This window comes from Pedobacter aquatilis, assembly GCF_030409415.1.
Taxonomy (GTDB): domain Bacteria; phylum Bacteroidota; class Bacteroidia; order Sphingobacteriales; family Sphingobacteriaceae; genus Pedobacter; species Pedobacter aquatilis.
Window position 1 is genome coordinate 1 of the sequence record NZ_JAUFPW010000026.1, and the last position, 23,543, is coordinate 23,543.

Annotated in this window: 24 protein-coding genes and 1 tRNA gene; 5 read left to right on the plus strand and 20 right to left on the minus strand. The window is 35.3% G+C overall.

Annotated features, from left to right (window positions below):
• Positions 1-114 precede the first annotated feature (114 nt).
• The 9 genes from QWY86_RS10425 to QWY86_RS10465 form a co-directional block, all read right to left on the minus strand.
• Positions 115-1,359, minus strand: coding sequence for an NAD(P)/FAD-dependent oxidoreductase (locus tag QWY86_RS10425; RefSeq protein ID WP_290241748.1), 1,245 nt, complete (start codon positions 1,357-1,359; stop codon positions 115-117).
• Positions 1,360-1,456: 97 nt separating this feature from the next.
• Positions 1,457-2,488 (minus strand): SAM-dependent methyltransferase, encoded by a 1,032-nt coding sequence (locus QWY86_RS10430; protein ID WP_290241750.1) that lies wholly within the window; start codon positions 2,486-2,488, stop codon positions 1,457-1,459.
• 72 nt (positions 2,489-2,560) lie between these two features.
• Positions 2,561-3,355: a DUF1295 domain-containing protein gene (locus QWY86_RS10435; protein ID WP_290241752.1), complete on the minus strand. Its 795-nt coding sequence runs from the start codon at positions 3,353-3,355 to the stop codon at positions 2,561-2,563.
• Between the two features lie 86 nt (positions 3,356-3,441).
• A complete protein-coding gene (locus QWY86_RS10440; RefSeq protein ID WP_290241754.1) occupies positions 3,442-3,771 on the minus strand; it encodes a DUF1475 family protein in 330 nt (109 codons plus the stop codon).
• Positions 3,772-4,076: 305 nt separating this feature from the next.
• Positions 4,077-4,805 (minus strand): acyl-CoA desaturase, encoded by a 729-nt coding sequence (locus tag QWY86_RS10445; protein ID WP_290241755.1) that lies wholly within the window; start codon positions 4,803-4,805, stop codon positions 4,077-4,079.
• Positions 4,806-4,922: 117 nt separating this feature from the next.
• Positions 4,923-5,420: a cupin domain-containing protein gene (locus QWY86_RS10450; protein WP_290241757.1), complete on the minus strand. Its 498-nt coding sequence runs from the start codon at positions 5,418-5,420 to the stop codon at positions 4,923-4,925.
• Between the two features lie 73 nt (positions 5,421-5,493).
• Positions 5,494-6,048 carry a hypothetical protein gene (locus QWY86_RS10455; protein WP_290241759.1) on the minus strand — a complete coding sequence of 185 codons (555 nt, stop codon included), beginning with the start codon at positions 6,046-6,048 and terminating at the stop codon, positions 5,494-5,496.
• A gap of 102 nt (positions 6,049-6,150) precedes the next feature.
• Positions 6,151-6,384 (minus strand): hypothetical protein, encoded by a 234-nt coding sequence (locus QWY86_RS10460; protein ID WP_290241761.1) that lies wholly within the window; start codon positions 6,382-6,384, stop codon positions 6,151-6,153.
• 881 nt (positions 6,385-7,265) lie between these two features.
• Positions 7,266-7,339 (minus strand) — tRNA-Ala (locus QWY86_RS10465).
• Positions 7,340-7,435: 96 nt separating this feature from the next.
• On the opposite strand from QWY86_RS10465, the gene QWY86_RS10470 reads away from it, so the two are divergent.
• Positions 7,436-7,579, plus strand: a complete 144-nt coding sequence (locus QWY86_RS10470; RefSeq protein ID WP_290241763.1) for a hypothetical protein — start codon at positions 7,436-7,438, stop codon at positions 7,577-7,579.
• 63 nt (positions 7,580-7,642) lie between these two features.
• Here the strand turns inward: QWY86_RS10470 and QWY86_RS10475 are convergent, their stop codons facing one another.
• Positions 7,643-8,284, minus strand: a complete 642-nt coding sequence (locus tag QWY86_RS10475) for a chloramphenicol acetyltransferase (RefSeq protein ID WP_290241765.1) — start codon at positions 8,282-8,284, stop codon at positions 7,643-7,645.
• Between the two features lie 62 nt (positions 8,285-8,346).
• Positions 8,347-9,045, minus strand: a complete 699-nt coding sequence (locus QWY86_RS10480) for an HAD family hydrolase (protein ID WP_290241768.1) — start codon at positions 9,043-9,045, stop codon at positions 8,347-8,349.
• Between the two features lie 78 nt (positions 9,046-9,123).
• On the opposite strand from QWY86_RS10480, the gene QWY86_RS10485 reads away from it, so the two are divergent.
• Together QWY86_RS10485 and QWY86_RS10490 are read left to right on the plus strand one after the other, a co-directional pair.
• On the plus strand, positions 9,124-9,741 hold the full coding sequence (locus QWY86_RS10485; protein ID WP_290241770.1) for a Crp/Fnr family transcriptional regulator: 618 nt from the start codon (positions 9,124-9,126) through the stop codon (positions 9,739-9,741).
• 153 nt (positions 9,742-9,894) lie between these two features.
• Entirely contained in the window at positions 9,895-10,521 is a 627-nt protein-coding gene (locus QWY86_RS10490) for a carbonic anhydrase (protein WP_290241772.1), read from the plus strand.
• Between the two features lie 220 nt (positions 10,522-10,741).
• On the opposite strand, the gene QWY86_RS10495 is transcribed toward QWY86_RS10490, so the two are convergent.
• Positions 10,742-11,509, minus strand: coding sequence for an SDR family NAD(P)-dependent oxidoreductase (locus tag QWY86_RS10495; protein WP_290241774.1), 768 nt, complete (start codon positions 11,507-11,509; stop codon positions 10,742-10,744).
• 28 nt (positions 11,510-11,537) lie between these two features.
• The gene (kduI, locus tag QWY86_RS10500) at positions 11,538-12,377 is read right to left on the minus strand and encodes a 5-dehydro-4-deoxy-D-glucuronate isomerase (protein WP_290241776.1); all 840 of its coding nucleotides are present in this window, start codon (positions 12,375-12,377) and stop codon (positions 11,538-11,540) included.
• A 228-nt stretch (positions 12,378-12,605) separates the two neighbouring features.
• On the opposite strand from kduI, the gene QWY86_RS10505 reads away from it, so the two are divergent.
• Complete coding sequence (locus tag QWY86_RS10505) at positions 12,606-13,928, plus strand: M23 family metallopeptidase (RefSeq protein WP_290241778.1); 1,323 nt, start codon at positions 12,606-12,608, stop codon at positions 13,926-13,928.
• Position 13,929: 1 nt separating this feature from the next.
• Positions 13,930-14,352: a secondary thiamine-phosphate synthase enzyme YjbQ gene (locus tag QWY86_RS10510; protein ID WP_290241780.1), complete on the plus strand. Its 423-nt coding sequence runs from the start codon at positions 13,930-13,932 to the stop codon at positions 14,350-14,352.
• 1 nt (position 14,353) lies between these two features.
• Here the strand turns inward: QWY86_RS10510 and QWY86_RS10515 are convergent, their stop codons facing one another.
• From QWY86_RS10515 to QWY86_RS10545, 7 genes are all read right to left on the minus strand, one after another.
• Positions 14,354-15,322 carry a YihY/virulence factor BrkB family protein gene (locus QWY86_RS10515; protein ID WP_290241782.1) on the minus strand — a complete coding sequence of 323 codons (969 nt, stop codon included), beginning with the start codon at positions 15,320-15,322 and terminating at the stop codon, positions 14,354-14,356.
• 139 nt (positions 15,323-15,461) lie between these two features.
• Positions 15,462-16,778 carry a DUF3887 domain-containing protein gene (locus QWY86_RS10520; RefSeq protein WP_290241784.1) on the minus strand — a complete coding sequence of 439 codons (1,317 nt, stop codon included), beginning with the start codon at positions 16,776-16,778 and terminating at the stop codon, positions 15,462-15,464.
• Between the two features lie 105 nt (positions 16,779-16,883).
• Positions 16,884-17,291 (minus strand): transcriptional regulator, encoded by a 408-nt coding sequence (locus QWY86_RS10525; protein ID WP_290241786.1) that lies wholly within the window; start codon positions 17,289-17,291, stop codon positions 16,884-16,886.
• 299 nt (positions 17,292-17,590) lie between these two features.
• Positions 17,591-17,974, minus strand: coding sequence for a LiaF transmembrane domain-containing protein (locus QWY86_RS10530; protein WP_290241788.1), 384 nt, complete (start codon positions 17,972-17,974; stop codon positions 17,591-17,593).
• A gap of 169 nt (positions 17,975-18,143) precedes the next feature.
• A complete protein-coding gene (gene rpiA / locus QWY86_RS10535) occupies positions 18,144-18,833 on the minus strand; it encodes a ribose-5-phosphate isomerase RpiA (protein ID WP_290241790.1) in 690 nt (229 codons plus the stop codon).
• Between the two features lie 298 nt (positions 18,834-19,131).
• The gene (locus tag QWY86_RS10540) at positions 19,132-21,486 is read right to left on the minus strand and encodes a TonB-dependent receptor (protein ID WP_290241791.1); all 2,355 of its coding nucleotides are present in this window, start codon (positions 21,484-21,486) and stop codon (positions 19,132-19,134) included.
• Positions 21,487-21,560: 74 nt separating this feature from the next.
• Positions 21,561-23,534 (minus strand): hypothetical protein, encoded by a 1,974-nt coding sequence (locus QWY86_RS10545; protein WP_290241793.1) that lies wholly within the window; start codon positions 23,532-23,534, stop codon positions 21,561-21,563.
• Between the last annotated feature and the right edge of the window lie 9 nt (positions 23,535-23,543).

Here is a 23,543-nt window from a genome sequence, read left to right on the forward strand (position 1 = left end):
CTTTAAAAGAAAAATTTTCAGCCGGCAATTTTGTTTCTTTTGTTGTCAAAAGAAAAAAGCCTGTCCGGCCAGGACAAATAGATTGCTTCGTGCCTCGCAATGACGGGATGGCGGTTAAAATTCTTTACACAAATCTACCGCACTCTTATACGCATCCTCATGGAAACCGTATTTAAAATAACTGCCACAATAATAAATCGGTCCGTTTTCATTTAACTTGTGCAACTGCTCCTGCGCCTGCATCGCTGGAACATCAAATAACGGATGATGATAATCAATCTCCTTTACAATTTTTGCAGGATTTAAACTTTCCGTTGGGTTTATCGAAACAAAATAATTTGTCTTTTTAGATACCCCTTGCAAACTGTTCATCCAGTAAATGGTGCTTGGCAAAAGTTTCTCACCATGCTTTTCTACCCGATAATTCCAACTGCTCCAGGCCAATTTTGCTTTTGGCATTTGTGCTTCATCGGTATGTACAACGGCTTTATTCAATTGGTATTTGAATTTCGAAAGCAGTTCAGTTTCCAAAGCAGTTTTATCTTTTACAATTTCGAAAGTTTGGTCGGCATGGCTGGCCATAATTACCTTATCAAATTCAAATTTTTCGCCTTTCCAATTTTCAACTTCGACCTTCCCGTTTTCTAATCTTTTAACAGAAACGATTTTGTTGTTGATTTTAATGCTATCGCGAAAAGGGGCAATTAGTTTTTCACGGTAAGCCTGACTTCCATTTTGTAAAGTGTACCATTGGTGTTGCGTATCCAAACCTAAAAAACCGTGATTTTTAAAAAAACGAATCAATGTAACTGCAGGAAAATCTAAAATCTGCTCCATTGGAGCACTCCAAACCGCAGCACTCATCGGAATCAAATATTGCCACAGCATGTCATCGCTGTAACCAAATTCTTTAAAAAACCTACCGATAGAATAATCCTGATACTCAGGTTTGTCTAAAATCTCTACACTTTGCTTATTGAAACGGTTAATCTGCATCAGCATTTTTAAGTAAGAAATATTAAATAAATTCTTCCGCTGTGCGAATAAATGGTTTAAGCTCGAACCGCTATATTCTAATTTTTTTGGTAGAAACTGAACACTGAACGACATATCCGTTTTAATAACCGGCGCATCAATCTCAGCAAACATCTCCGTTAAGTTTGGATAAGTTTCATAGTTAAAAACCATAAAGCCTGTATCCAAATAAATGGGTTTGCCATTTTCCTCAAGCGTAATCGTGTTAGTGTGCCCACCAATATAATCGGCTTCTTCAAAAACGGTGATATCGTATTTATGCTGCAGTTTGTGGGCACAACCCATTCCTGCTATTCCAGAGCCAATTATGGCGAGTTTCTTCATGAGATAAAATGTAAGATGGAAAATGGATGATGGAAGATGGGAAATGGAATGTCTATTTCGAAATATTGACCCATTTTACATCTACCATCTTACTTAATTATTTGTTTTTTTCGAATAAATAATGGCAAACCATCCATTCATTTCCTTTATTATAATTAAATAATTCGGCGCAACTCATGTAAAATAATCGCCAATATACCCACCATTTTACAGCTTGGTCTTTACCATAAGTTTGTTCAAAAATCGGCATAATTTCTTTTTTATGCTTATCCATATTGCTTAACCAGGCTTCTGATGTTTTGCCATAATTCGTTCCGTTTACTACCCAATGCTTATCTATTTTCAAATCATCATTAAAGTAAAAAAACAAATGGTTTGAGGGCATAATTCCACCTGTAAAAAAGTATTTACTCATCCAATCGGTTTCATCAATTACCTCAAATTTATACGCTAAAGTTTTATGTGTAAAAATGTGGACAAACAGCTTTCCATCAGGTTTTAAAAAACCAGCAACCTTATTTAGCAAGAATTTATAGTTGCGCATGTGCTCAAACATTTCAACCGAAACAATTCTGTCAAAAGTATCGGCAATCGTAAATGTATTCATATCGGCAGTTAAAACCGTTAAGTTTTCAATACCACGTTGCCTGGCTGTTTCATCAATAAAAATTTTCTGTGTAGCCGAATTTGAAACCACGGTAAATCTGCTGTTTGGAAATTTAGCCGACATATAAAGCGAAAGCGAACCCCACCCACAACCTAACTCCAAAACATTTTGTCCGCTTTGCAAATCGGCTCTTTTACAGGTTAAAGCAAGCATATCATCTTCCGATGTATCGATATCTTTAACGCCAGGTTTCCAATAACCGCTGCTATATTTTAGGTTTTTGCCCAAACAGTATTGAAAAAACTGCGTAGGCAACTCGTAATGTTGTTCGTTAGCTTCGGCAGTGTTTACGGCAATTGGCGATTGCTTCAACTCCTCCACCAAATCCATAAATTTCTCTTGCTGCAATTCCTCATCACCCAAAGTTTCATCATCTAAGCGTTGCTTGCAAAGTTTTCTAATCCCCATACGCAAAGCCGTATCAGGAAGTTTATCGTTTTCTAAAAGTTTATCGTACCACATAATATGTTATAAGTTAAAAGTTATAGGTTATAAGTTCAGGCAAGCAGACACGCAACCCTTAACTCGCAACCCTTAACCCATTTTTTTCCACGGAAAAAAAGCACTTGTTGTTTCTTGATATTTTTTATAGGCTTCAGGCTTGCTTCGTAAATTCTGTTCTTCGTTATTCGGAACGCCTGTAACTTTGGTTAACAAGTATAGAATAATCGCAGGGCTGATGATGGCCAAAATGCCCCATGGTGACGCCATTGCAAAAACAAAATATGCAACCCATGTTAACCATTCGAAAAAGTAATTAGGGTGGCGGCTGTAATGCCATAAACCTGTATCGCAAACTTTGCCTTTATTTTTTGGGTCTTTTTTAAAGGCCGCCAGCTGTCTGTCGGCAATCATTTCGCCAAAAAAGGCAATAATCCAGATGCCAATTCCCACAAATTCCCAAATACTTATCTCATTTGATGGATTTGCAGTAATAACGAAGAATGGAATAGCCAGAATGACGTTTGAAATGGCCTGAAATTGAAAAAACACAAGGAAATTTCGGTCGGCTTTATCGCCCCACTCTTTACGCAATTGTTGGTATCTGCCCTCTTCTTCGCTTAAATGACCAATTACACGCTGCCACAAATGTAAACCCAGTCTCAATTCGGCCAGCAGAAACATGCCACATATAATCAACTTTCGGGTTTCAAACCCATCTGATAAAAAGAAAATAATGACGGTAATAACAGGGAAGTTTAAAGCCCAAAAGACATCTACAATCCCTGCATTTTTGATTTTTTTTGCCCAAAGCCAAACCAGAAACATGATGGTACAGCAAGCAATTAATGAAATGAGCGCAATAAAAAATAGATGTTTGTAATCCATTGTAAGGTTAAGAATTTAAGGCTTTAAAAGCCAATTCGCAAAACTGAAAACCTTAGTAAGACACCCTACACATTTAGCCTAAAACCCTAAGCCTTACTAAGCAATTCTTTAACACCTTCACCTGGTTTTAGTTTGAACAAATAAACCAAAACATAAGCTAAAGTTGCTATACTACCTAAACATACGAACAAAATGGCAATAGAGATTTTAAGAATAATACTTTTTTCCTTGTAAAACATCCACAGTGTGATAATAAAGATGTTCGCGTAGAAATCCCAAAGCGTAGCACGCATCCACGGAATGCTACCCAGAAAATCCCATTGTTCAAAAAGGTTGCTCTCTAACGAAGTCGAAATAACCTTATAACACATGAAAACAAAAAGTGCAGAGAAAATGATTTTGAGAAAATTTATCATATAAGGATGGATTTTATTTAGAAAAGCAAATTACTGTTTATATCGGTTAGGATAGTCCCGCCATTCGCTTTATCCCGATGAAAATCGGGATGCTCGCTGCTGTCGGGTTTATTTCACTAAGAACACTGCAAAGAAATCACACTTAAAACATTTCAGTACCATAACATTTCAATTCCGTCATTGTGAGTCAAAAAGCAATCTTATAGTTTAATCGTTTTCCACATAACTCGCAATCACGACTCAAACCAACAATCCTTATCATCGCCACCAAAAACTTGATACTCGATACTAAATACCTGATACTTTTAAACCTTTCTAATCTTAATAATCTTCATCCAATGTAAAACCTTCATAACCGGATAAGTTGGATCAAACTCCCACCATTTAGATGCAAAATTTGGACTATTTGGTTTTTTATGGTGATTATTTTGAAACAATTCGCCCATTAAAAGGAAATCCCATGGTAAAGAATTTTTACTATGATCTTCATTATCATGGTTAGAATAACCGTATTTATGTCCACACCAGTTTACAATTGCACCATGTAACGGACCCATCAAAAAATGGATTGGCAACAAAATATACATCCACCAGTAATTGGCAAACATTACATAAAAACCAATATAAAATAGCCCGCAACCAATTCTCCATAACCAAGAATCGCCAATTCTATCAACCAAAGGCCACTCTGGATAATTACCTTGGAAAGCCGGCTCTGGCTGTATTTTGAAATGAAGATAATTCATATACATATTCTTCGTAGCAATCATCATCCCAAAAACATCCTTAAAAAAATGCGGAGAATGCGGATCTTTTTCCGTGTCGCTGTAAGCATGATGCATACGATGCAAAATAGCATAAGCCCTCGGATTTAAGAAAGATGAACCTTGAGAAATTAGCAAAATAAGATAAAAGAATTTCTCCCAAAAAGGCTCCATTTTAAACATTTTATGAGATGAATAACGATGAAGAAAAAATGTTTGGCTGAAGAGAGATAAAAACCAGTGACAAAGAAAGAATATTAGAATAGCCATGTATTGTGTGTATGCTGTATTAACGAAATTTTGAATGTTTTAGTTTTATACAGCTTTAGCATTTGCATTCAAAAAAAGGAAAAGTCCTGCTCAATAAAATGAGCAGGATATAAAGTATTATCTGCCGAAATCGTCTTGAACCCTTACGATATCGCTTTCATCTGATGGATTAGAAGCATCAGTGTGTTGCCAAATTTCTGCAACAACGCCCCAATCATCTAAACCGATTAAGCGGTGACGCTCGCCTTGTTGTAATTTAATCTGATCCTTTGGTTCATAGCTTTTAACTTCACCCTCTTCGTCAGTTTGGCTTGTTTTAATACCAACTGTACCAGTAACCACTTGCCAAATTTCGGCTCTGCGGTGGTGATATTGCCAAGATAAACGAGTGTTTGGAGCAACTATTAAAATTTTCGGACTTAACTTACCGCCAATTTTTAAGCCTTCAACATCTAAACCATCAAAATAAGTATCTGCAAATTGTTGTGCTTGTGCTTCATCTATAACAAAAAAACCTCCCCATGGGCGAGTTTCATCGCGGTTTACTACATTAAAACCTTCAATTTTTAAACGTTGTGCAACGTTATCGAATATTTCTTTTTTGTCGTTTTCCATAATTGCCGTAAAAATAGTGCTTTGAAATTAAAAAAGCTCAATCGGGCATTTTATTTTTTAAAAATTCAAAATCTTATTTTATCTCAGACATTACAATATCAGTTGCCTGTCCAGTACTCTGAATAATTAATGGAAATGCCGGGTTATTTAATATCCATAGTTCTTGTGAGGCATTATCGTTAGCTACATGAAAAACATCCACTTCTTTGCCGTTTAATTTTATCGCAGCGCTTGCTGGTGTTTTAATTTTAAAATTTTGGCCCCCATAGGTAAATGACTTTTTATCAACCAGGGTTTTAAAAGCATCTTTCGAAATCACAATGAAGGTTTGTGCATCGCTTAATTTTGTTACACCCAAAGCAGGCTGACTAACCTGAAGCAATTCCGTTCCGTTGCTAAAAGCCTTTTCGCTCATTTCAAAACTGCCTTCGCCATAGCCATCAACACCCCAACCAATGCTGTAAGGTGCGGTGGCGCTCACAATTTTCAAAGCCAACGGAAACTCTTGTCCGCCAACTATTGCGGTAGCTGTAATTTGAGAACCGGTTTTAATTTCTGGAACAAACTTCTGCGCATTAGCGAGAAAGAATGAAGTGGTAAGACAAATAATGGAGAAGATTTTTTTCATAATGTTTTAGTTTTATTGAAGATACAAGTTTTTGTTGAGTAAATATTGTTGCATAAAAAAAGCCTTCTTGCGTTTAAGAAGGCTTTATATATTTTTCATGTTTTAATTTTCTAAAATGTTTTCTAAAATGCTCTCAATAAAAATAGACTTTCCATTATTCCAGGTTTGTGGAGATGACATATCTTCGATTATGTGATTAATCTTTGAATCGGAGACATTGCCAATGCTTTTAAATTCGGCAGCTAAACTGTAAGAGTTCATGTCGCCATAACCCCTTAATTGCTTAACTTTTAACAGAAAAGAACTGAGAGCCGATTTTCTATTTAGATTTTCCATACCACAAATTTAAAATTTACACTAATTAATCATACAGTATTTTTACCCTTTTTGCAGTATTTATTCGGTTACTATTAAATTACCTGCTCAAAGCCTAGCAAAGAGCCTTCTTAAAAATAATTCGCTTGAATTGTATCCAAAATATTACTCATATATACAGTTGATACAAGTATCAAAAAATGTTTTCTTCCGCTTCGGTAAAAAAATCTGCAGCTTGAAACGGAAACTCTTACATTCCTATTTTATAGCCAAAATTAATTATATTTGGTTTTACCAATGGATTGTTCAATCCAAAACACAAAATTTCTCCTAATTTCAGCAAACAAATCCGTATCAAATCCGACTCTAGTCCGTGTACAGTCCGTGTTACGGCCATGCTTGCATATCCCTTGCTTTTACACTGCTTTAGGTCTGCTTCGGTAACCATTCGCCCCATACCTACGTTCGACTAGGTATTTGGCCTGCCCGTAATTAGTTAAAAGGTAACGAAAGGGTTAAGCGGAGGTGAAGAATTGGTATAGCCTACCTCAACAAGGGGCGAACCATATACAATTCATTACCGATTTACTTGCGAATACCTAGCGAAACGAAAGCGAGCGCATCCGCAGCATATGCTCGTCCTCCTCCCCTTACACTTTATCTATAACGAATAAATTTTGAGGTAAGCATCCTGATGTAGCACTGGGATAGGCATCGGGTGGGGAATAGTTAAGAAATAGATGTGCTGTAGTGGTTACTTGAATGTTTAAGTAATTACATCTTCCTGCGGAATGTGGTAAGAAAGCGATTCTTTACTGAAAATTGCTGAATGTTCCATTTTAGCACTATTTTCGAAAACAAAAACGCCCTTTAATTTATCTAAAGGGCGTTTATAGTAAGGGTGGAGAATATCGGATTCGAACCGATCACCTCTTCACTGCCAGCGAAGCGCTCTAGCCAAATGAGCTAATCCCCCAATTCAGTATTAATGTTACTGTTGGCAAAAATAGCAATTAGTTTCTCTAAAGCAAATGAAAATTAATCTTTAAAGCGGAAAGCAAACATTGCAATTATGCAGCAAACAGAAAGTGCTGATGGTAATGGATGGTTTATGAATAAAAACATAAGAAAAGTTAATATTAAAAGCATTACAAAAAACATTAATGCTTTTAATAAAGAATCCATAAAACACATTGCGACAATTGCAAGTAGATAAATCGGAATAATAAGAGCTAAAGAAAACATGCAACGAAATTACCTGCTGCACATTAATTTAGAATTAAGCAACTGTTAACTCGGCTGTATTTAGTAAGTTTTGATAAATATTAACAAATTGCGAAACATGGAAGCCATCTACAAGAGCATGATGAACGTGAATAGAAAGTGACATTATCTTTCTGCCAGATTCATCTCTTAATTGTCCAAATGAAATTTTTGGACAGCTATCTTGATGTGAAAACTTACGGGCATGAGACATCGATTTAAAGTTTAACCAAGGTAAAGCTGAAAAGTGGATAACATTATCACCCGAAGAAGATGGAATTAAGCCTGTTGAATTTTCTACCTTTTCTATTTCTTTAATTGCTTCAGAACGAAATATCGAAAAATCTGCACAAAAATCTATGTAGCCAAATCCAAAAGTTCCGTTTGGGCGATTAATAGTTGCTGATGCATGCACCTCGTTATATTTCCAAACTTCACTGTTGCTAATTCTATACTTAAAATTTTCTACCTGATTTGCTGCGATAAGAGATTTATGTAAATAAAGAAGAAAAAATGAAACCCCTAAGTTTTTTGCTTCATGGTAAGTTTCTGTGCAATCAACATCAACAGTAACTCCAAAAAACGGTTCTTCAAAACTGTTAAAAAAATTGAAGTGGTCTTTCCTTATCCAGGTACTTAAATCTATTTTTTCTTTCATATATGCATTTGTTATTTTTAAGGGGGAATAGAGCAGTTATGTTTCTAGTTTAAATACATGGTTTATCGTACACTTAATTTTGATAAAACATCAGAAAGCGTTTCCATCTGATAAAAATTATCATGCTCTATTGTATGTTCTACATGTTCGTGTACCCATGTTGTATGGTATGGAATATGTATAGCATTGCCACCAATTTCAAGAACCGGCAATACATCTGATTTTAGTGAATTACCAAGCATTAAAAACTCTTCGGGCTCACAATCTAAATGTTTTAATAACTTTTGATAATCGCTTGGCTGCTTATCACTCATAATTTCTATATGATGGAAATAATGGTCTAAGCCAGATTTGGTAAGTTTGCTCTGTTGGTCTAATAAATCGCCTTTGGTGGCTACAACCAATTTATATTTTCCATGTAGTGCTTTCAAAACATCCTCAACCCCATCTAATAATTCGATAGGTTTGTTAAGCATTTCCTGTCCAAGTTTTATTGCTTTAATAATTATTTCGGGATTTACTTTTCCTTCAGTTATGCGTAAAATAGTTTCTATCATGCTTAGCATGAAGCCTTTTATACCATAACCATAAAGTGGTAAATTGGCAATTTCAGTTTTATAAAGTTCTGCAACAATACTATGATGAGGTAAAAAATCTTCTAACAAACCTGCAAAAAGCGCTTCTGCCTCTCGAAAATAAGGTTCATTTACCCAAAGCGTATCATCGGCATCAAATGCAATAACGCTAATTTTATTATTCATAGTTATGTTTAATTTTATAGTCACAAAAGTAAATCAACCAAATAAAAAAATAAAGGACATTTGTCTCCATTGCCAATTATGTTACGTACAAACCTTACATTTTTATCTTTTATTAAATCTTTATTAAGCGCAACAGAAACGCATCAACATATTAAATTAAAGGATTTCCCTGCCGGATACAGGCTTATTGAGCAAGGCGATAAGATCAGCAATCTTTACATAATTAAGGATGGGATTACGAAGTGTTTCATTTCTGAAGAAAATGGCAAAGATTTTATTATAGAATTTTTAGGAAAGGGTGAAGTTGTTGGCGACCTTGAAGCGTTAAAGAAAATAGATTGCTTATGTAATGTTGAGGCAATAAGTATGGTGTCGGCATATGTTATCCCACACCACTACTTTTTATCATTAATTGAAAGCAATGTGAATTTTACCAAAATTTTGCTGCAAGAGCTATCAACCAGAATAATTCAAACCAGTAGCAGAGCATCTTTTCAACAGTTATATACTTTAGAATATGGTTTAACAAAATTATTAAAGCTACAAGCTGAAGCAGATTTAGAAATTTCGAAAGAGGATATGGCTGCCTATTTAGGTATATCAGTAAGAAGTTTAAACCGAACATTAAAGCAAGTTAGGAGCAATACTGATTTAAACACCCGAGATATTAAAACCATATTAGAAAAACTCATTTAATTCAAATTTCTTCAACATTTAAGCCTCAACTTTGTTTAAATAACTTAATGAAAAATATAGTAACGAGCGTTAACTGAAATGAAAATCTTTTTATAGTTTTATAAAAAATATCATCCTTGCTCACATATTGTATCATAAAAAAATATTAAAATAATGAAAGTAGAAGACGTTTTTAAGAATAATGAGAAATGGATTGCTAATAAGCTATCAATTAATGAAAATTACTTCACAGAATTGGCTAAAGGGCAAACTCCAGAGTTTTTATACATCGGCTGTTCGGATAGCCGTGTAACTGCTGAAGATTTAATGGGCATAGAACCCGGACAGGCATTTGTGCATCGCAATGTTGCTAATTTGGTAAATAACGTAGATTTAAATGTGATGACGGTTTTAAACTATTCGGTTCGCCATTTAAAAGTGAAACACGTTGTAGTTTGCGGTCATTACAATTGCGGTGGTGTTAAAGCTGCTATGCAACCCGCAGATATGGGTATATTAAACCCTTGGTTGCGTAATATCCGTGATGTATATCGTACGCATAAGGATGAATTAAATTCAATCGAGGATGAAGCAAAACGTTACGACAGATTAGTTGAGCTAAACGTTCAAGAGCAATGTGTAAATCTTTTGAAAACTGCAGCAATACAAGAAGCCATTACAGAACGTGGTTTAACTGTTCATGGCTGGGTTTTTGATATTCGTACAGGTAAGTTAGTTGATTTAAAAATCGATTTTGATAATATTCTGAAAGACATCAAAGAGATTTATAATTTGTATTAATATAGTCTTTGGTCGGGAGTCCGAAGTCGGGAGATTTAATACCCACAAAAAAGTCCGTAGTTTTTGTTAAGCTTCGGACTTTTTTCGTGGTATCAATTTTTTAAGTTTTAATGATCAAAATTCAATGATCAATTTTCAAGTTTCAATAATCAATTTTCAATAAGCAAATTTCAAAACCAATGAACCAATGACTAATGAACGAGTTACTCAATACTAAAAACTACCTTCCCATCCAGCCACCATCTACGGTTAAGATTGTACCATGTACATAATCACTGGCTGTTGAGGCTAAAAATAACGTCGGACCTTTAAAATCTTCGGGTGTTCCCCATCTTCCAGCCGGAATACGTGCTAAAATTGAAGTGCTTCTATCCTGATCTTCACGCAAAGCAGACGTATTATCAGTTGCAATATAACCCGGAGCAATTGCATTGACATTTACTCCTTTAGCCGCCCATTCATTAGCAAATGCTTTTGTTAAAGATGCAATTGCACCTTTGCTGGCTGCATAACCAGGCACGGTAATTCCACCTTGAAAAGACAACAATGAAGCTGTAAAAATTACCTTGCCGCTGCCACGGGATACCATATCACGACCAATTTCTCGAGTTAAAATAAATGGAGCAGTTTGATTTACCGCAATTACTTCATCCCACATTTCATCAGGATGTTCGGCAATTGGTTTACGTAAAATTGTACCAGCATTATTAATTAGTATATCGATAATAGGGTGATCTGTCTTAACCTTTGCAGCAAAACTCAAAACAGCTTCGCGATTACTAAAATCACATTGGTAAGCAAAGAATTTTCTACCCAATGCTATTACTTCTTTTTCGATGGCGCTATCTTTCAGCTCTAAGTTTGCCGAAACGCCAATAATATTTGCACCAGCTTCGGCTAAAGCTAGCGCCATAGCCTTGCCAATTCCTCGCTTACAACCGGTAACTAATGCAGTTTTACCTGCTAAATTGAATAGGTTTGATAACATCTTATTTATTTTCTTATGAAGTGCGTAATTATTTCAATTCGGTTATGGCACAATGATCCATATCGCCATAATCTAAATTTTCGCCAGCCATACCCCAAATAAAAGTGTAATTACTGGTTCCGGCACCAGAGTGAATTGACCAGTTTGGAGAAATTACAGCCTGATCATTTTGCATCCAGATGTGACGTGTTTCTTGCGGCTGCCCCATAAAATGACAAACACTTTGCCCTTGCGGAACTTCGAAATAGAAATAAGCTTCCATCCTTCTATCATGTGTGTGAGCAGGCATTGTGTTCCAAACACTTCCAGATTTTAGCTCTGTCATGCCCATTTGTAACTGGCAGGTTGGTAATACACTATTTACTAAAAGTTTATTTATTATTCTATGATTTGCGGTTTCGGGTGTACCCAATTCTACAATTTCTGCATCAGCTTTGCTAACTTTTTTTGTTGGATAAGTATGATGAGCTGGAGCAGAATTTATATATAGTTTTGCTGGCTCGTTCTCATCTGCCGATTCAAATGAAACCTCTTTTGTGCCTTTACCTATGTATAAGGCTTCCTTATAATCAAGTTCATATCTTTCACCATCAGCAGTTATTATTGCTTTTCCGCCAACGTTGATTATACCAAGTTCTCTTCGTTCTAAAAAATAATTTGCTTTCAAATCATCAGGATTTGGCAAATCTAATTTTTTATTTACAGGCATTGCACCACCTACAATATATCTATCGAAATGAGATAAAGTTAGGTTAACCTGGTTTGGCTCAAAAACATTTTCAATTAAAAAGTTTTCCCGCAAAGCGGCAGTATCCATTTGTTTAACTTCTTTCGGACTTTGAGCGTAACGGCTTTCGAATTTATTCATTTTTTAATTTTTGAGATTTGATTAGAGTTTAGAGCTTAACGCCCATATCCACAAATATATTTATACCAATGATATTATTGGAATTTATCACCTATTTTATCAAAAAATTAACGTTATAATAACGATAATATTTATTTAGCTATGTTCTTCAATCTCCAAAGAGTCATCAATCTTATTTTGTAGAAACCTGAAAGCCTTTACCGTTGTTATCTAAATAAATATTTTAGCATGAAATTTTCTACACGTTATTTATCTACCCTTTACATACTTTCAATTTCCATTATTTTTTCTTCATGTAAATCAGGCTCTGTAAACCTATTCAAAGCGGCCACACCACACGAACAATATCAGCGAAAATTAGCAGCTACAGGTTTAGACAAAACTGCAATGGGTTCGTTATGGCTAAATTCAGCTACCATAAGTTTGGAGAAAGCATTGAATATTTCTATCCCCTTTAAAGAGGTGGGTTATTTTTCTGCAGAAAAAGCTACAGCAACAGCTTATAAATTTAAAGTGATAAAAGGGCAGAAATTAACCATCGCTTTAAGTAAAAAACCTTTAAATGGCGCAGCAATTTATTTGGATGTTTGGCAGGTTAATGCAAGTAATACAAAGTTAGTTGCTTCGGCCGATACGCTCAACAGTAATATTTTGCTAGATATTGATGAGAGTGGGAGCTTTCTTATTCGTTTGCAGCCAGAATTACTTCAAAGTGTAGAATATAATTTAGAAATTATTTCAGGCCCTTCTCAAGGTTTTCCAACACGTACAGGCTTAAATAATATTAAAAGCTTTTTTGGCGATGGCAGAGATGCTAACAGCCGGAAACACGAAGGAGTAGATATTTTTGGAAATTTTAGGAGTCCGGTGGTTGCAACTTCTGATGGAACCATTGTACGTGTAAACGAAAATAACCTTGGTGGAAAAGTATTATGGTTTCGACCAAAAAATAAAGACTACACACTATATTACGCACACTTGGATGAGCAACTTGTTTCCGCAGGCCAGGATGTTTTAGTTGGTGATACTTTAGGATTGATGGGAAATACCGGCAATGCAAAAACAACGCCACCGCATTTGCACTTTGGTTTATACACTTCTGGTGGTGCAATTGATCCATTGCCGTTTATTAATCCAATAGTTAAAAAACCTGTAAACATAACAGCATCAATATCTAACCTTAATAAAACGCTAAGAACCAATCAGAATACATTTCTTCATAGCTCACCAGCAAATAATGCAGAAAAAATAAGAACATTGCAAAGTGGAACAATATTAATTGCACATGCTGCATCTGCAAACTGGTATAAAACCGAGCTCCCAGATGGTAGCATTGGCTTTATTCAAAGTAACAGCCTTAACCAAACTGAGAAACCTTTGCAGCGCATAAAATTAAAACCATTTCAAACAGTAATTTATGATAAACCGGATAGCTTAGCGTTAGTGAAATTAACTTTAAATGAGGCGCAGAATGTTCGTGTATTGGGTAACTTTGGCAATTATCATCTAATAAGTGATGATAAAGAACAGGTTGGTTGGATAAAAAAATAAGATGAAGATTTTTCAGCAAGCAATAACATTAAGAGAAAGGCGACGTGGGTTTCACATCGTAACTGATGAAATTTTATCGGCGTTGCCGGAAATTGAACAAATAACCAGAGGAATTTGTCAGGTTTTCATTCAGCATACTTCTGCATCATTAACCATAAATGAGAACGCAGATCCAACGGTACGCATGGATTTTGAAATGTATTTTAATAAATCAGTGCCTGAAAACGACCCGAACTACAAACACGATTATGAAGGTTCTGATGATATGCCTGCACATCTCAAGGCAGCACTTTTAAGCAGTTCGGTAACGATTCCAATTCGACACGGCCGACTTGCTTTAGGTACATGGCAAGGCATCTATCTCGGTGAGCATAGAAATTATGGAGGTAGCAGAAATTTAATTATTACAATTTGGGGCGAATAATCTATTCGTTAGGAATTTCCTTTTTTAACTCCGGATGATTATCCTGAATAGATTTACCCTCTGTTTCAATTTCAATCTCCCTTGTAGTAACTGCATAATGTGATGGATGAATTTCAGAGCCGTAAGCAATAGCATATGCTTTTGTAAATTCTGCACCGAAATATAAAATGATGGATGAATAATAAGTCCACAATAATAAAATAACCAAAGAACCTGCGGCTCCATATGTACTACCTACGTTACTCTGTCCGATATAAATGGATATGGCGAACTTACCAATCATAAATAGTATTGCAGTTACAATTGACCCCAATATCACATCTCTCCATTTAATTATTGCATCTGGAAGTACCTTGAAAATTACACCAAAAATTAAGGAAATTACCGTAAGCGTAATTATTTGATTTAATATATAGAAAACAATTACGGAAACATCTTCAAATCTTGCCTGTAATCGACTACTAAAAGCATCTAAAACCGATGTAATCGCTAGCGAAACCAACAAGACAAATCCTAAACTTATGATGACAGAGAAAGAAAGAAACCTATTTTGAAGCATTTTTAACCAACCTCTTTTAGGTTTTGGTTTTAAACCCCAAATTGTGTTAATCGAATCTTGAATATCGCCGAAAACTGTAGTTGCTCCAATTAATAATGTGGCTAATCCCACAATAAATGCTACTGTACTCTTTCCATTTAAGTACGCTGCTTTAATAATTTGTTGTAGTTGATATGCTGTGTCCTTACCTAAAAAAACATCGAGCTGACGATAAATCTGTCCTTCGGCGGCTTCTCTACCTAAAAATATTCCACAGAGTGAGATAATAACTACTAAAAGTGGTGCCATTGAAAAAACAGTATAGTAAGCCAAAGATCCACTCAGTTTGGTTACTTTATGGTCTCCAAAACCTGTAAAAGAGGCTTTTAGTATTTCCCAAATTCCCTTAAATGTTATCTTCTTCTTATTCATATCAGTTCCGGCTAAAATTATCGTATAAATTAAGAACCGAAAAAATTGCGCTTTGTTTGGTATATATTTCGTTGGAAACCAAAAAGCCCAACCTTTTTAGGGTTGGGCTTTGAAATGGTAAAAATATAATTTTAGCGTATTACTTAATCTTTATCCACGCTACAATATCATTAATTAAAGTTGCCGAAACACTTGAGAAAGTTTGATATTGGGCACCTGTGCCTTTTTCAAGTTGTTGGCTTAACAAATGATTAATCCCCGGATAAAACTTATATTCTACGTTTTGCTTTCCAGCAAGACCAGTTTTCCATAGATTAAAATCTTCCTCAGTAACCTGATAATCATTACCACCCTGTAAAACCAACATACGTTGCTTAGTGATGTTTTTTGCAGCAGCAACCTGATCGTAATTATTAAGATCTACCCAATATGAAACGGGTAAGCCTAGAATAATCGAATCTGGCTTCATTGTGCCTGCCTGAGTAATTTTACTTTTCGAGAATTCAGAAATTAGCTTATCAAATTGTTCTTTTGATTTTTGAGTAGTATCATTCATTTTACTGAATAAGTATTTATTCTGGTCGATAATTAAATCAGTAAGTTTACGTGCAGGTGCAGCAGCCATTATAATTCCACTTAAATCAGGAAAGGAAGTCGCAATTCTTGGTGCAAGCATTCCACCTAAGCTATGCCCAAACAAGTAAATACCTTTCAAATCAGCACCCGGAATTGTTTTTGCCATTAATAATGCCTGATTTGCATCATCCAACACTTCTTCCTTTACAGTAAAAGCCTTTTGAAATTCGTTCGCATAAATGAGTGTTCTCTTTACATACCTAATGGATGCAATGCCTTGAGCAGCAAAACCAGCAGCCAAATCTTTAAACGGCTTATTTGGACCAACGGTTTCATCCATATCGTAAGAACCCGACCCATGTACAAATACAATTACCGGAAAATTTTTACTGTTTTTTGGTATTGTAATAACCGCAGCAAGTTGATGACCTGGGGTAGTAATGTAAGCGGTTTTCTCAGAATACAAAGTTGTATCTGCATAAGCTGGAGCAAGATATTTAGGCGAATTTATCTTTGGAGCAAGGTAGAAACCCACTATTTTTTGCGCTTTGTTAAATCCCAGAATAAAATCTTGTGTGCCACGTTCAAATTTTCCTTCAACAGTTACGGCGAATAGTTCGCCTTGAATTTTACTTTGCACCGGCTCAATTGATTCAGTTTTACCTAAAGCAGTGTGCATATCTGTCCAAAGTTTTTTAAGGTTTTCTTCAGATATTTTGGTTTTTACGGTATCATCAAAAAGACTGTAAGCTTGTGTAAATTTTTGTTCTTCCATTAACTGAAAGAAATTATCTGCATTGTTAAAAAGTGTAATTACATTTTGAGAAAAGGCTGCTGTGGTAAACAGCAATGCAAATATTAATAAAATACTTTTTTTCATGAATATTAATAAGGTGTTCTGTTTGGTTAAAATTTTAAACAGGTCTAAGTTAATAATATTTGAATCGTATTTTACTATACAACAACTAATTGATTAGTTTTTTTATTAATCTTTTAAACGAACCAAGCAAAGTACATCCTTAGTGTTCTGATAAATTTCAAGACAATATCCATTAGGATCTAAATTAGGATGCCTTAACAATTCCTGAAAAGTTGATCCAATAACAGATACATCATCCATAAAATTAGCAACAAGTTTACTGGCAAACTTTCCCTGTTGAATAAGCAAGGTATCCAAACCTAAAATTTTTCCTTCACCAGTATTAAGTTCTTCAGCCCCAGCTTTGTAAATTATTATTTCATTTTCAAGTCTCGAATAACCAAAATATCTTCGCTTAATATCAAAGGCGACTAAAGCGTGTAGTTTTTTATGTGCTGCTTCTACACCATCAGGGAAAGTTGCCGCCTCAATGTACATCATTCGTAAATCGGCTGAAAGAAAATAATTTTCCATATTGTAATTTTTAGATGATTAAGCAAACTTAATTATCTAACAGTAAATCAACAAGATATAAACAAGACAAAATCTATGGTAATATGCGACAAAGTTTTTTTTCAAAAAAAAAATACAAGGGCATGCAATAAATATTTATTTGAGCGTTTATATTACCGAGAGCGTTAATTTAGATGACGGGGATGCTGCTTAGGCGGAATCCCCGTTTCTTTTTTTTAAATATTTCAATTTATTATAAAATGAAAAAGGAACACATTAAACAAGTGTTCCTTTTTTGATATATGATGGAGTTAAGAATTTTAGCTTTTTATTTCATGCTGTTCTGCAGGATTTTGAAAGTTATTTAAAGGTTTATATTGTTTAGGTTTTATTATAAACCATAAACCAAGGCCGATTAGAAGTAGTGCAACCGATATTTTCGACATTTCGAAATCTAAGAAAGTAATATCACGTAATGTAAAAAAGCCACCAATTAATGTAAACGCTAACCAACCACTTCCTTGAAAGTTTTTACGGAATCCAATCCATAAACCTGCACCAAGCATTATAGTGTGCCAACTTAAAACCCAGCTTGGGATATCTACACCACTATTTCTTAATAGTAAAACTGAACCAATTACGATGATTAAGATACCCCAACCAATTTGTTTATCCGTGTGATTTTTTTTGATGTAATTTTCCATGACCTTTGTTTTTATATATCAAAAGTAGCTCGAAAATTGACGCTGGGAAATGACATTTCTCCGAATAAATCAGTTTTATCGGTGAGTGAAATAAATTTGTCGGTAAAATTGTTTTAATGCTTTTGCGCTGTTAAAAAACCTCGGTGAAATGATAGAAATGACTAATACTTTATTTAAAAATTAGAATTTCTTTGCCCTTTGCCATAATAACCTTCTTAGTTAAACCCACAAATAAGCCATGTGCTAGCAATCCATCAATTTGATTTAATTGCAATGCAAGTTGAGCAGGATTATCAATTAAGCCAAAATTAACATCAATAATATAATTTCCGTTATCGGTAATGAATTTGGCATCTTCCTTAATTCTGAGTTTTCCCTTTCCACCCAATGCTTCAATTTTATTAAAAACATATTGATAAGCTAAGGGCACAACCTCAATTGGAACTTTAAAAGCACCAAGAAGATTTACTTTTTTTGAAGAATCTGTGATGATAATTGCATTTTTACTTAGCGAGGCGATAATTTTTTCGCGAAATAATGCACCGCCACCACCTTTAACTAAATCAAGTGATTCTGTAAATTCATCTGCACCATCTATACTGATATCAATACTTGCTAAATTTTCGAGTTTCAAAACCGGGATGCCCGCTGCAGTGGCTAGCTCCTCTGTTTTTATTGAACTTGCAGCAGCTGTAATTTTTAAACCTGTTTTTACTCTTTTAGCAAGTTCCTGAATTGCAAAAGTTGCGGTACTACCTGTACCTAAGCCCACAACGTCTCCATCTTTGATAAGCTTAACAGCTTCCATGGCAGCAGTTAGTTTTTCTGCATTTTGTTGTGTTTTATTAATCGAATCCATAGTGTAAAAGTAAATAATTTCAACATACAAAGCATTTGGAAGGGTAAGTATCAATCTTAAATCGAAAAAAATAACTTTAACACAATAAATTCCATATAAAACGTTTATATACCTGAGAGCGTTAATTTAGATAATGGGGATTCTGCAAAAGCGGAATCTCCATTTCTTTTTTAGAGTAATATTTTGGTGTGAGATGCTGAAATAAATTTAGCGTGAGGTTTTGTTAGATATAGCTTTTCAGCAAAACAAAAAAGACCAACATTTCTGTTGGCCCCTTTACTAATTATTTATTTGAATATTAAAACTTACCTGTTAAGGTTACACCATAAGTACGCGGATTACCTAAATGTGCCGCTCCAAAATCATATGCATAATCAATATAAGTTTTATCACCAAGATTTCTTCCCCAAACAAATAAATCGAAACGTTTATTAGTAATACCTAATTTAGCATTAAAAAGATTGTACCCTTTTTGCTGAATCTGATTGTCTAAATCAAAAAACTGATTTCCGATGAAAACCCATTCGCCACGAGCCACAAGATTTAATCCTGAATTCTTATCTAATTCGAAATTGTACTGTGGTGCAAACATCGAAGTTAATTCTGGCGTGTACAATTGTCTGTTGCCATCTAACGTTACTGTACTGCCATCACTTGGCAATTGCAATGAAGTATATTTTGCATCAGTATAACCTAAATTGTAATCGAAACTTAAGCCTTTAACTGGTTTAGCAGATAATTCAAGTTCAACACCCTTGCTGGTTAACTTACCTGCATTGCGTGTAATCGTAACTGCATCTGGCAATACTAAAACCGGAATTTGAGCATCAGTTAATTTAATAAAGAAAGCAGAGAAATTAACACTTAATTTATTATCAAAAAACGTATTCTTTGAACCAATTTCGATGTTGTTACTATGTTCTGGTTTATAAGCAATTAATGGTAAAACTGATGGATCTGAGCCCAATTGTGTTAAACCGCCAGCTCTGTAACCCCTGTTGTAAGATGCATAAACATTGTTTTTACCAGTTACCGCATAAGCTAAACTTACTTTAGGAGATAATGCATTGAAATTGGCTTTTGACGAAATCTCATCTTGAGTAATTACAGGTGCTTCACCATCCATTAACAACTCACCTAAAGCACTTAATTTTTTATGCTCATAATCGTAACGTAAACCAGCTGTTGCAGATAGTTTCTCAGTTAGTGAATAGGTAACTTGCCCATAAGCCGCCAAGCCATAACTTTTACCGGTATTGGTATTTAAACTTGTAAAGAATGGAAATGGCGCACCAACAAAAGCAGCATCAGCACCAAAATAAGTTCCTTGTTTTACCGGATTAGTTTGATAAAAACCGTACAAACCTGCCACCCAATTTAATTTTGAACTATTCGCAGCTGGAGAACTCAACTTAAATTCTTGTGTATAAACCTGAACCTTATTCCAATCTTTACCGTAATTATTTACAATTGCAACACCATCAATTGGAGAAAAATCACCATCAATTGGTTGTTTGTAATACCTGTAATTAGATTGATAAGCCGTTTGTGAACTGAAGTTTATTGCATCACCAGTATAATTTGCAGATAATGATGTGTTAAACAAATTATCAACCATTTGAGTTGTTGCATTTTGATTCAATACAAATGGATTTGACAATGCATCATGTACCGAGCCAGCAAGCGGAAAAGTTCCGTTATTGCGGTTTTCATTGTGCTTAACGTTTAATGTTAAAGCAAACTTATCACTTGCCAAAAACTTCAAATAATAATTTCCTAAGTAACCATGAAGCTTATCAAATTTAGAATTGTTAAATTCATTTGTATAAAAACCATCGGCTTTATTAAATAATCCGGCTGCGCCGAAAAATAATTTATCTTTTACCAAAGCTGAGCGAATACCTGCACTATAACGTTGCTGACCGAAATTACCAAAATCTATACTTGCAAATCCACTAGTGGCATTAGTTGGCTGTTTGGTAATGATGTTAATTACACCACCCATTGCATTTCTGCCATATAAAGTTCCTTGCGGACCGCGTAAAACTTCTATTCGTTCTACATCAAATAACGATGCAATGTAAGTATCCAAACCAAACTGATTTACACCATCGATGTATGTTGCAACTGCCGGATCGTAAGAAGTTGTTCCGATACCTCTGATAGAAGTTACGTTACGCCCATCGCCAGGATTACTGCTGTAAAGATTTGGAATAACTGCTGATAAATCGCGAGTATTTAATAAGCGATAATCTTGCACTTTTTGCGCAGAAAGCACCGAAACGCTTAATGGTAAATCTTTAACGTTCTGCTCAGTTTTTTGTGCAGATACCGTTACTTCATCTAAACGTTGGTTGGTTTCATACAAATAAACACCTATAGTTTCACCACCACGGGCATAAACAACAACTGTAGCATAACCCACAGCGCTAAATTTTAAGCCTACTTTTCCGGTGGCTATATTATTTATTTCAAATTGTCCGTTTGCATTACTTACGGTGCTCGCATTTGAATTTAAAACCTGTACAGTTACCGCTGCAACAGGTGTGTTTTTTGAGTCGGTAACCGTACCCAAAATTTTATTGTTTTGCTGTGCAGTCGCTGCAAAGCATATTAACAGGCATAAACCCATTAATGATAGTATTCCCTTCACTTTCACTATATCCATTTAAAAGAAAACGGCCGGCGTTTCCACCAACCGTTTTACCAAACTTAAACTAACTATCTTTATTTATCCAATGAATTAATATATGCTGCAATTTTTAAACCTTCAGCTTTAGTTACCTGAGGCATTGGAGGCATCTCTGTAGAGTAACCTGGCCAATTTTGTGGTTGCGGATTATGAATTAACTGAACAATTTTTTCTGGTGAATATTTACGCTTTGCAATTTCCAAAAACGCCGGACCAATTTGTCTTTTAGTTGGATTGTGGCAAGCAGTACATGTTCTTCTTGTTAACAAACCTTCTACTTCTTTATAGGTTGGTGCCTTTGCTGCAACCGTATTTGCTGGTGTTGTAGCTGTTGCGCCTTTAGCTTCTGGTTTTGCTCCAGTATTTGCCTTAGGTTTAGCCGAACCTTTTACCGGCGTAGCCGATGCTTTAGGACCGTTTTCAGAGTTTCTTGTACTCACTTCGCTCATCGACAGCTTTTCGCCATCAGCAATTTGATTTAAAGTATAGTAAGCTACCGGATGAATAAGTGAATAAAAACCTTCTTTATCACGCACGCCATCTAATGTTAAAGTATGGATATAATATTGACGAAGATTTGGGATGATTAACCTAACTTTCATACCATCTTCTGAAACTTTAACACCATTAATTTTTAAAGTTTCGGTATTTACTGGAGGCGAACCATAAACCGGATGATATTTGTAAATAAAGCTTTCAGCTGCATAAGAAGCTAAATCTTCTGCCGATTTGCGATCAACTGGCTTAGTAAATTCTACCTCAAAACCATCAGGCATTGAACGCACAGCTTTCATTTCGAAAGGAACTTTATTGTTGTAAACTAAACGCTCTAAACCTTCATTGGCATCACCTGCAGAACCCCATCCACGATTTGTTTCGCCAACAAATAATGAACCATCAGTTCCCCAAGCTAGTCTTAAAACACCCGAACGGAAACCTTTTCTAAATAAGAAAGCAGCACCTTGTTCCTCACCTTTTACAGTTTCAAGGAAAACTCTTGAAATGATACTCATACCTTGGTCGCCAACTAAAATTTGACCAGCAAAAGGACCAAAAGTATTTTCAGGAATTTTTACAGGCTCTGCCGATGAAATACCCAAAATACCATAAGGTAACCAAACCGAAGGTAATTTCAATTCAGAGAAAACCTTTTTCATATCGAAAAGCGTTTTGAAGGTTTCGTTAACACGATTTTCTGGTTTGATGTATCGACCTTGCTCATTTTTAATTCTACGTTCATCAATACTTGAGTAGAAGAAATCAGAAGTTAGCTTAACAGGAGAATCAGAACGCCCGGTCCACCTTAAACTAGCTGGATGCCCCATAAAATCACCTTTATTAACTTTCCATAAACCACCAGAGCCAACCCAATCGCCTTGGTTTTCTGTATAATAGAATTGATTATCAATCATTCCAATACCAGCAGGCGAACGGAAACCAGCCGCATAAGGTGTCATTTTACCATCTTCGGTAATGTTCATTGACCAACCACGCATTGGTACACGACTTTCACCTCTCCACCATTCTTCATCTCCAAAAGCTACGTTTGCAGTTACTAAAAATGTACCATCCTGGGCTATTTTCGGACCGAAACTATATTCATGATAATGTCCGCTTAATGGCCATGCATATATTGTTTCATAAACATCGGCTTTGCCATCCATGTTTTTATCAACTAATTTAGTTAACTCACCACGTTGAGCAACATAAAGTGCTCCATTTTTATAAGCTAAGCCTAAAATTTCATGTAAGCCGCTGGCAAATTTGCGGAAATATGGTTTTATACTTGTCGGATTTTCAACAATATAAACTTCTCCTCTACGGGTAGATATTCCTAAATCGCCGTTTGGTAAAGTAACCAAACCACCAACTTCTAATATTGGTCCTTCAGGTACTCTAACCTTATTTATTCTGAAAAAATCTTCTTCTTTTGGTGTTTCCTGAGCAAAAAGCGTTGAGAAACTTAAGCTCAAAGCTAATGTTGCAAGTGTTTTAAATGTATATCTCATCGTTAATCA

Coding starts and splice junctions, on each gene's coding strand:
- QWY86_RS10455 (WP_290241759.1), bottom strand. CDS start 6,048: ATGAAAAAAATCTTCTCCATTATTTGTCTTACCACTTCATTCTTTCTC.
- QWY86_RS10470 (WP_290241763.1), top strand. CDS start 7,436: ATGCAGCAAACAGAAAGTGCTGATGGTAATGGATGGTTTATGAATAAA.
- QWY86_RS10510 (WP_290241780.1), top strand. CDS start 13,930: ATGAAGATTTTTCAGCAAGCAATAACATTAAGAGAAAGGCGACGTGGG.
- QWY86_RS10515 (WP_290241782.1), bottom strand. CDS start 15,322: ATGAATAAGAAGAAGATAACATTTAAGGGAATTTGGGAAATACTAAAA.
- QWY86_RS10440 (WP_290241754.1), bottom strand. CDS start 3,771: ATGATAAATTTTCTCAAAATCATTTTCTCTGCACTTTTTGTTTTCATG.
- QWY86_RS10530 (WP_290241788.1), bottom strand. CDS start 17,974: ATGGAAAATTACATCAAAAAAAATCACACGGATAAACAAATTGGTTGG.
- QWY86_RS10520 (WP_290241784.1), bottom strand. CDS start 16,778: ATGAAAAAAAGTATTTTATTAATATTTGCATTGCTGTTTACCACAGCA.
- QWY86_RS10475 (WP_290241765.1), bottom strand. CDS start 8,284: ATGAAAGAAAAAATAGATTTAAGTACCTGGATAAGGAAAGACCACTTC.
- rpiA (WP_290241790.1), bottom strand. CDS start 18,833: ATGGATTCGATTAATAAAACACAACAAAATGCAGAAAAACTAACTGCT.
- QWY86_RS10495 (WP_290241774.1), bottom strand. CDS start 11,509: ATGTTATCAAACCTATTCAATTTAGCAGGTAAAACTGCATTAGTTACC.
- QWY86_RS10490 (WP_290241772.1), top strand. CDS start 9,895: ATGAAAGTAGAAGACGTTTTTAAGAATAATGAGAAATGGATTGCTAAT.
- QWY86_RS10430 (WP_290241750.1), bottom strand. CDS start 2,488: ATGTGGTACGATAAACTTTTAGAAAACGATAAACTTCCTGATACGGCT.
- QWY86_RS10505 (WP_290241778.1), top strand. CDS start 12,606: ATGAAATTTTCTACACGTTATTTATCTACCCTTTACATACTTTCAATT.
- QWY86_RS10485 (WP_290241770.1), top strand. CDS start 9,124: ATGTTACGTACAAACCTTACATTTTTATCTTTTATTAAATCTTTATTA.
- QWY86_RS10545 (WP_290241793.1), bottom strand. CDS start 23,534: ATGAGATATACATTTAAAACACTTGCAACATTAGCTTTGAGCTTAAGT.
- QWY86_RS10460 (WP_290241761.1), bottom strand. CDS start 6,384: ATGGAAAATCTAAATAGAAAATCGGCTCTCAGTTCTTTTCTGTTAAAA.
- kduI (WP_290241776.1), bottom strand. CDS start 12,377: ATGAATAAATTCGAAAGCCGTTACGCTCAAAGTCCGAAAGAAGTTAAA.
- QWY86_RS10450 (WP_290241757.1), bottom strand. CDS start 5,420: ATGGAAAACGACAAAAAAGAAATATTCGATAACGTTGCACAACGTTTA.
- QWY86_RS10425 (WP_290241748.1), bottom strand. CDS start 1,359: ATGAAGAAACTCGCCATAATTGGCTCTGGAATAGCAGGAATGGGTTGT.
- QWY86_RS10525 (WP_290241786.1), bottom strand. CDS start 17,291: ATGGAAAATTATTTTCTTTCAGCCGATTTACGAATGATGTACATTGAG.
- QWY86_RS10445 (WP_290241755.1), bottom strand. CDS start 4,805: ATGGCTATTCTAATATTCTTTCTTTGTCACTGGTTTTTATCTCTCTTC.
- QWY86_RS10435 (WP_290241752.1), bottom strand. CDS start 3,355: ATGGATTACAAACATCTATTTTTTATTGCGCTCATTTCATTAATTGCT.
- QWY86_RS10480 (WP_290241768.1), bottom strand. CDS start 9,045: ATGAATAATAAAATTAGCGTTATTGCATTTGATGCCGATGATACGCTT.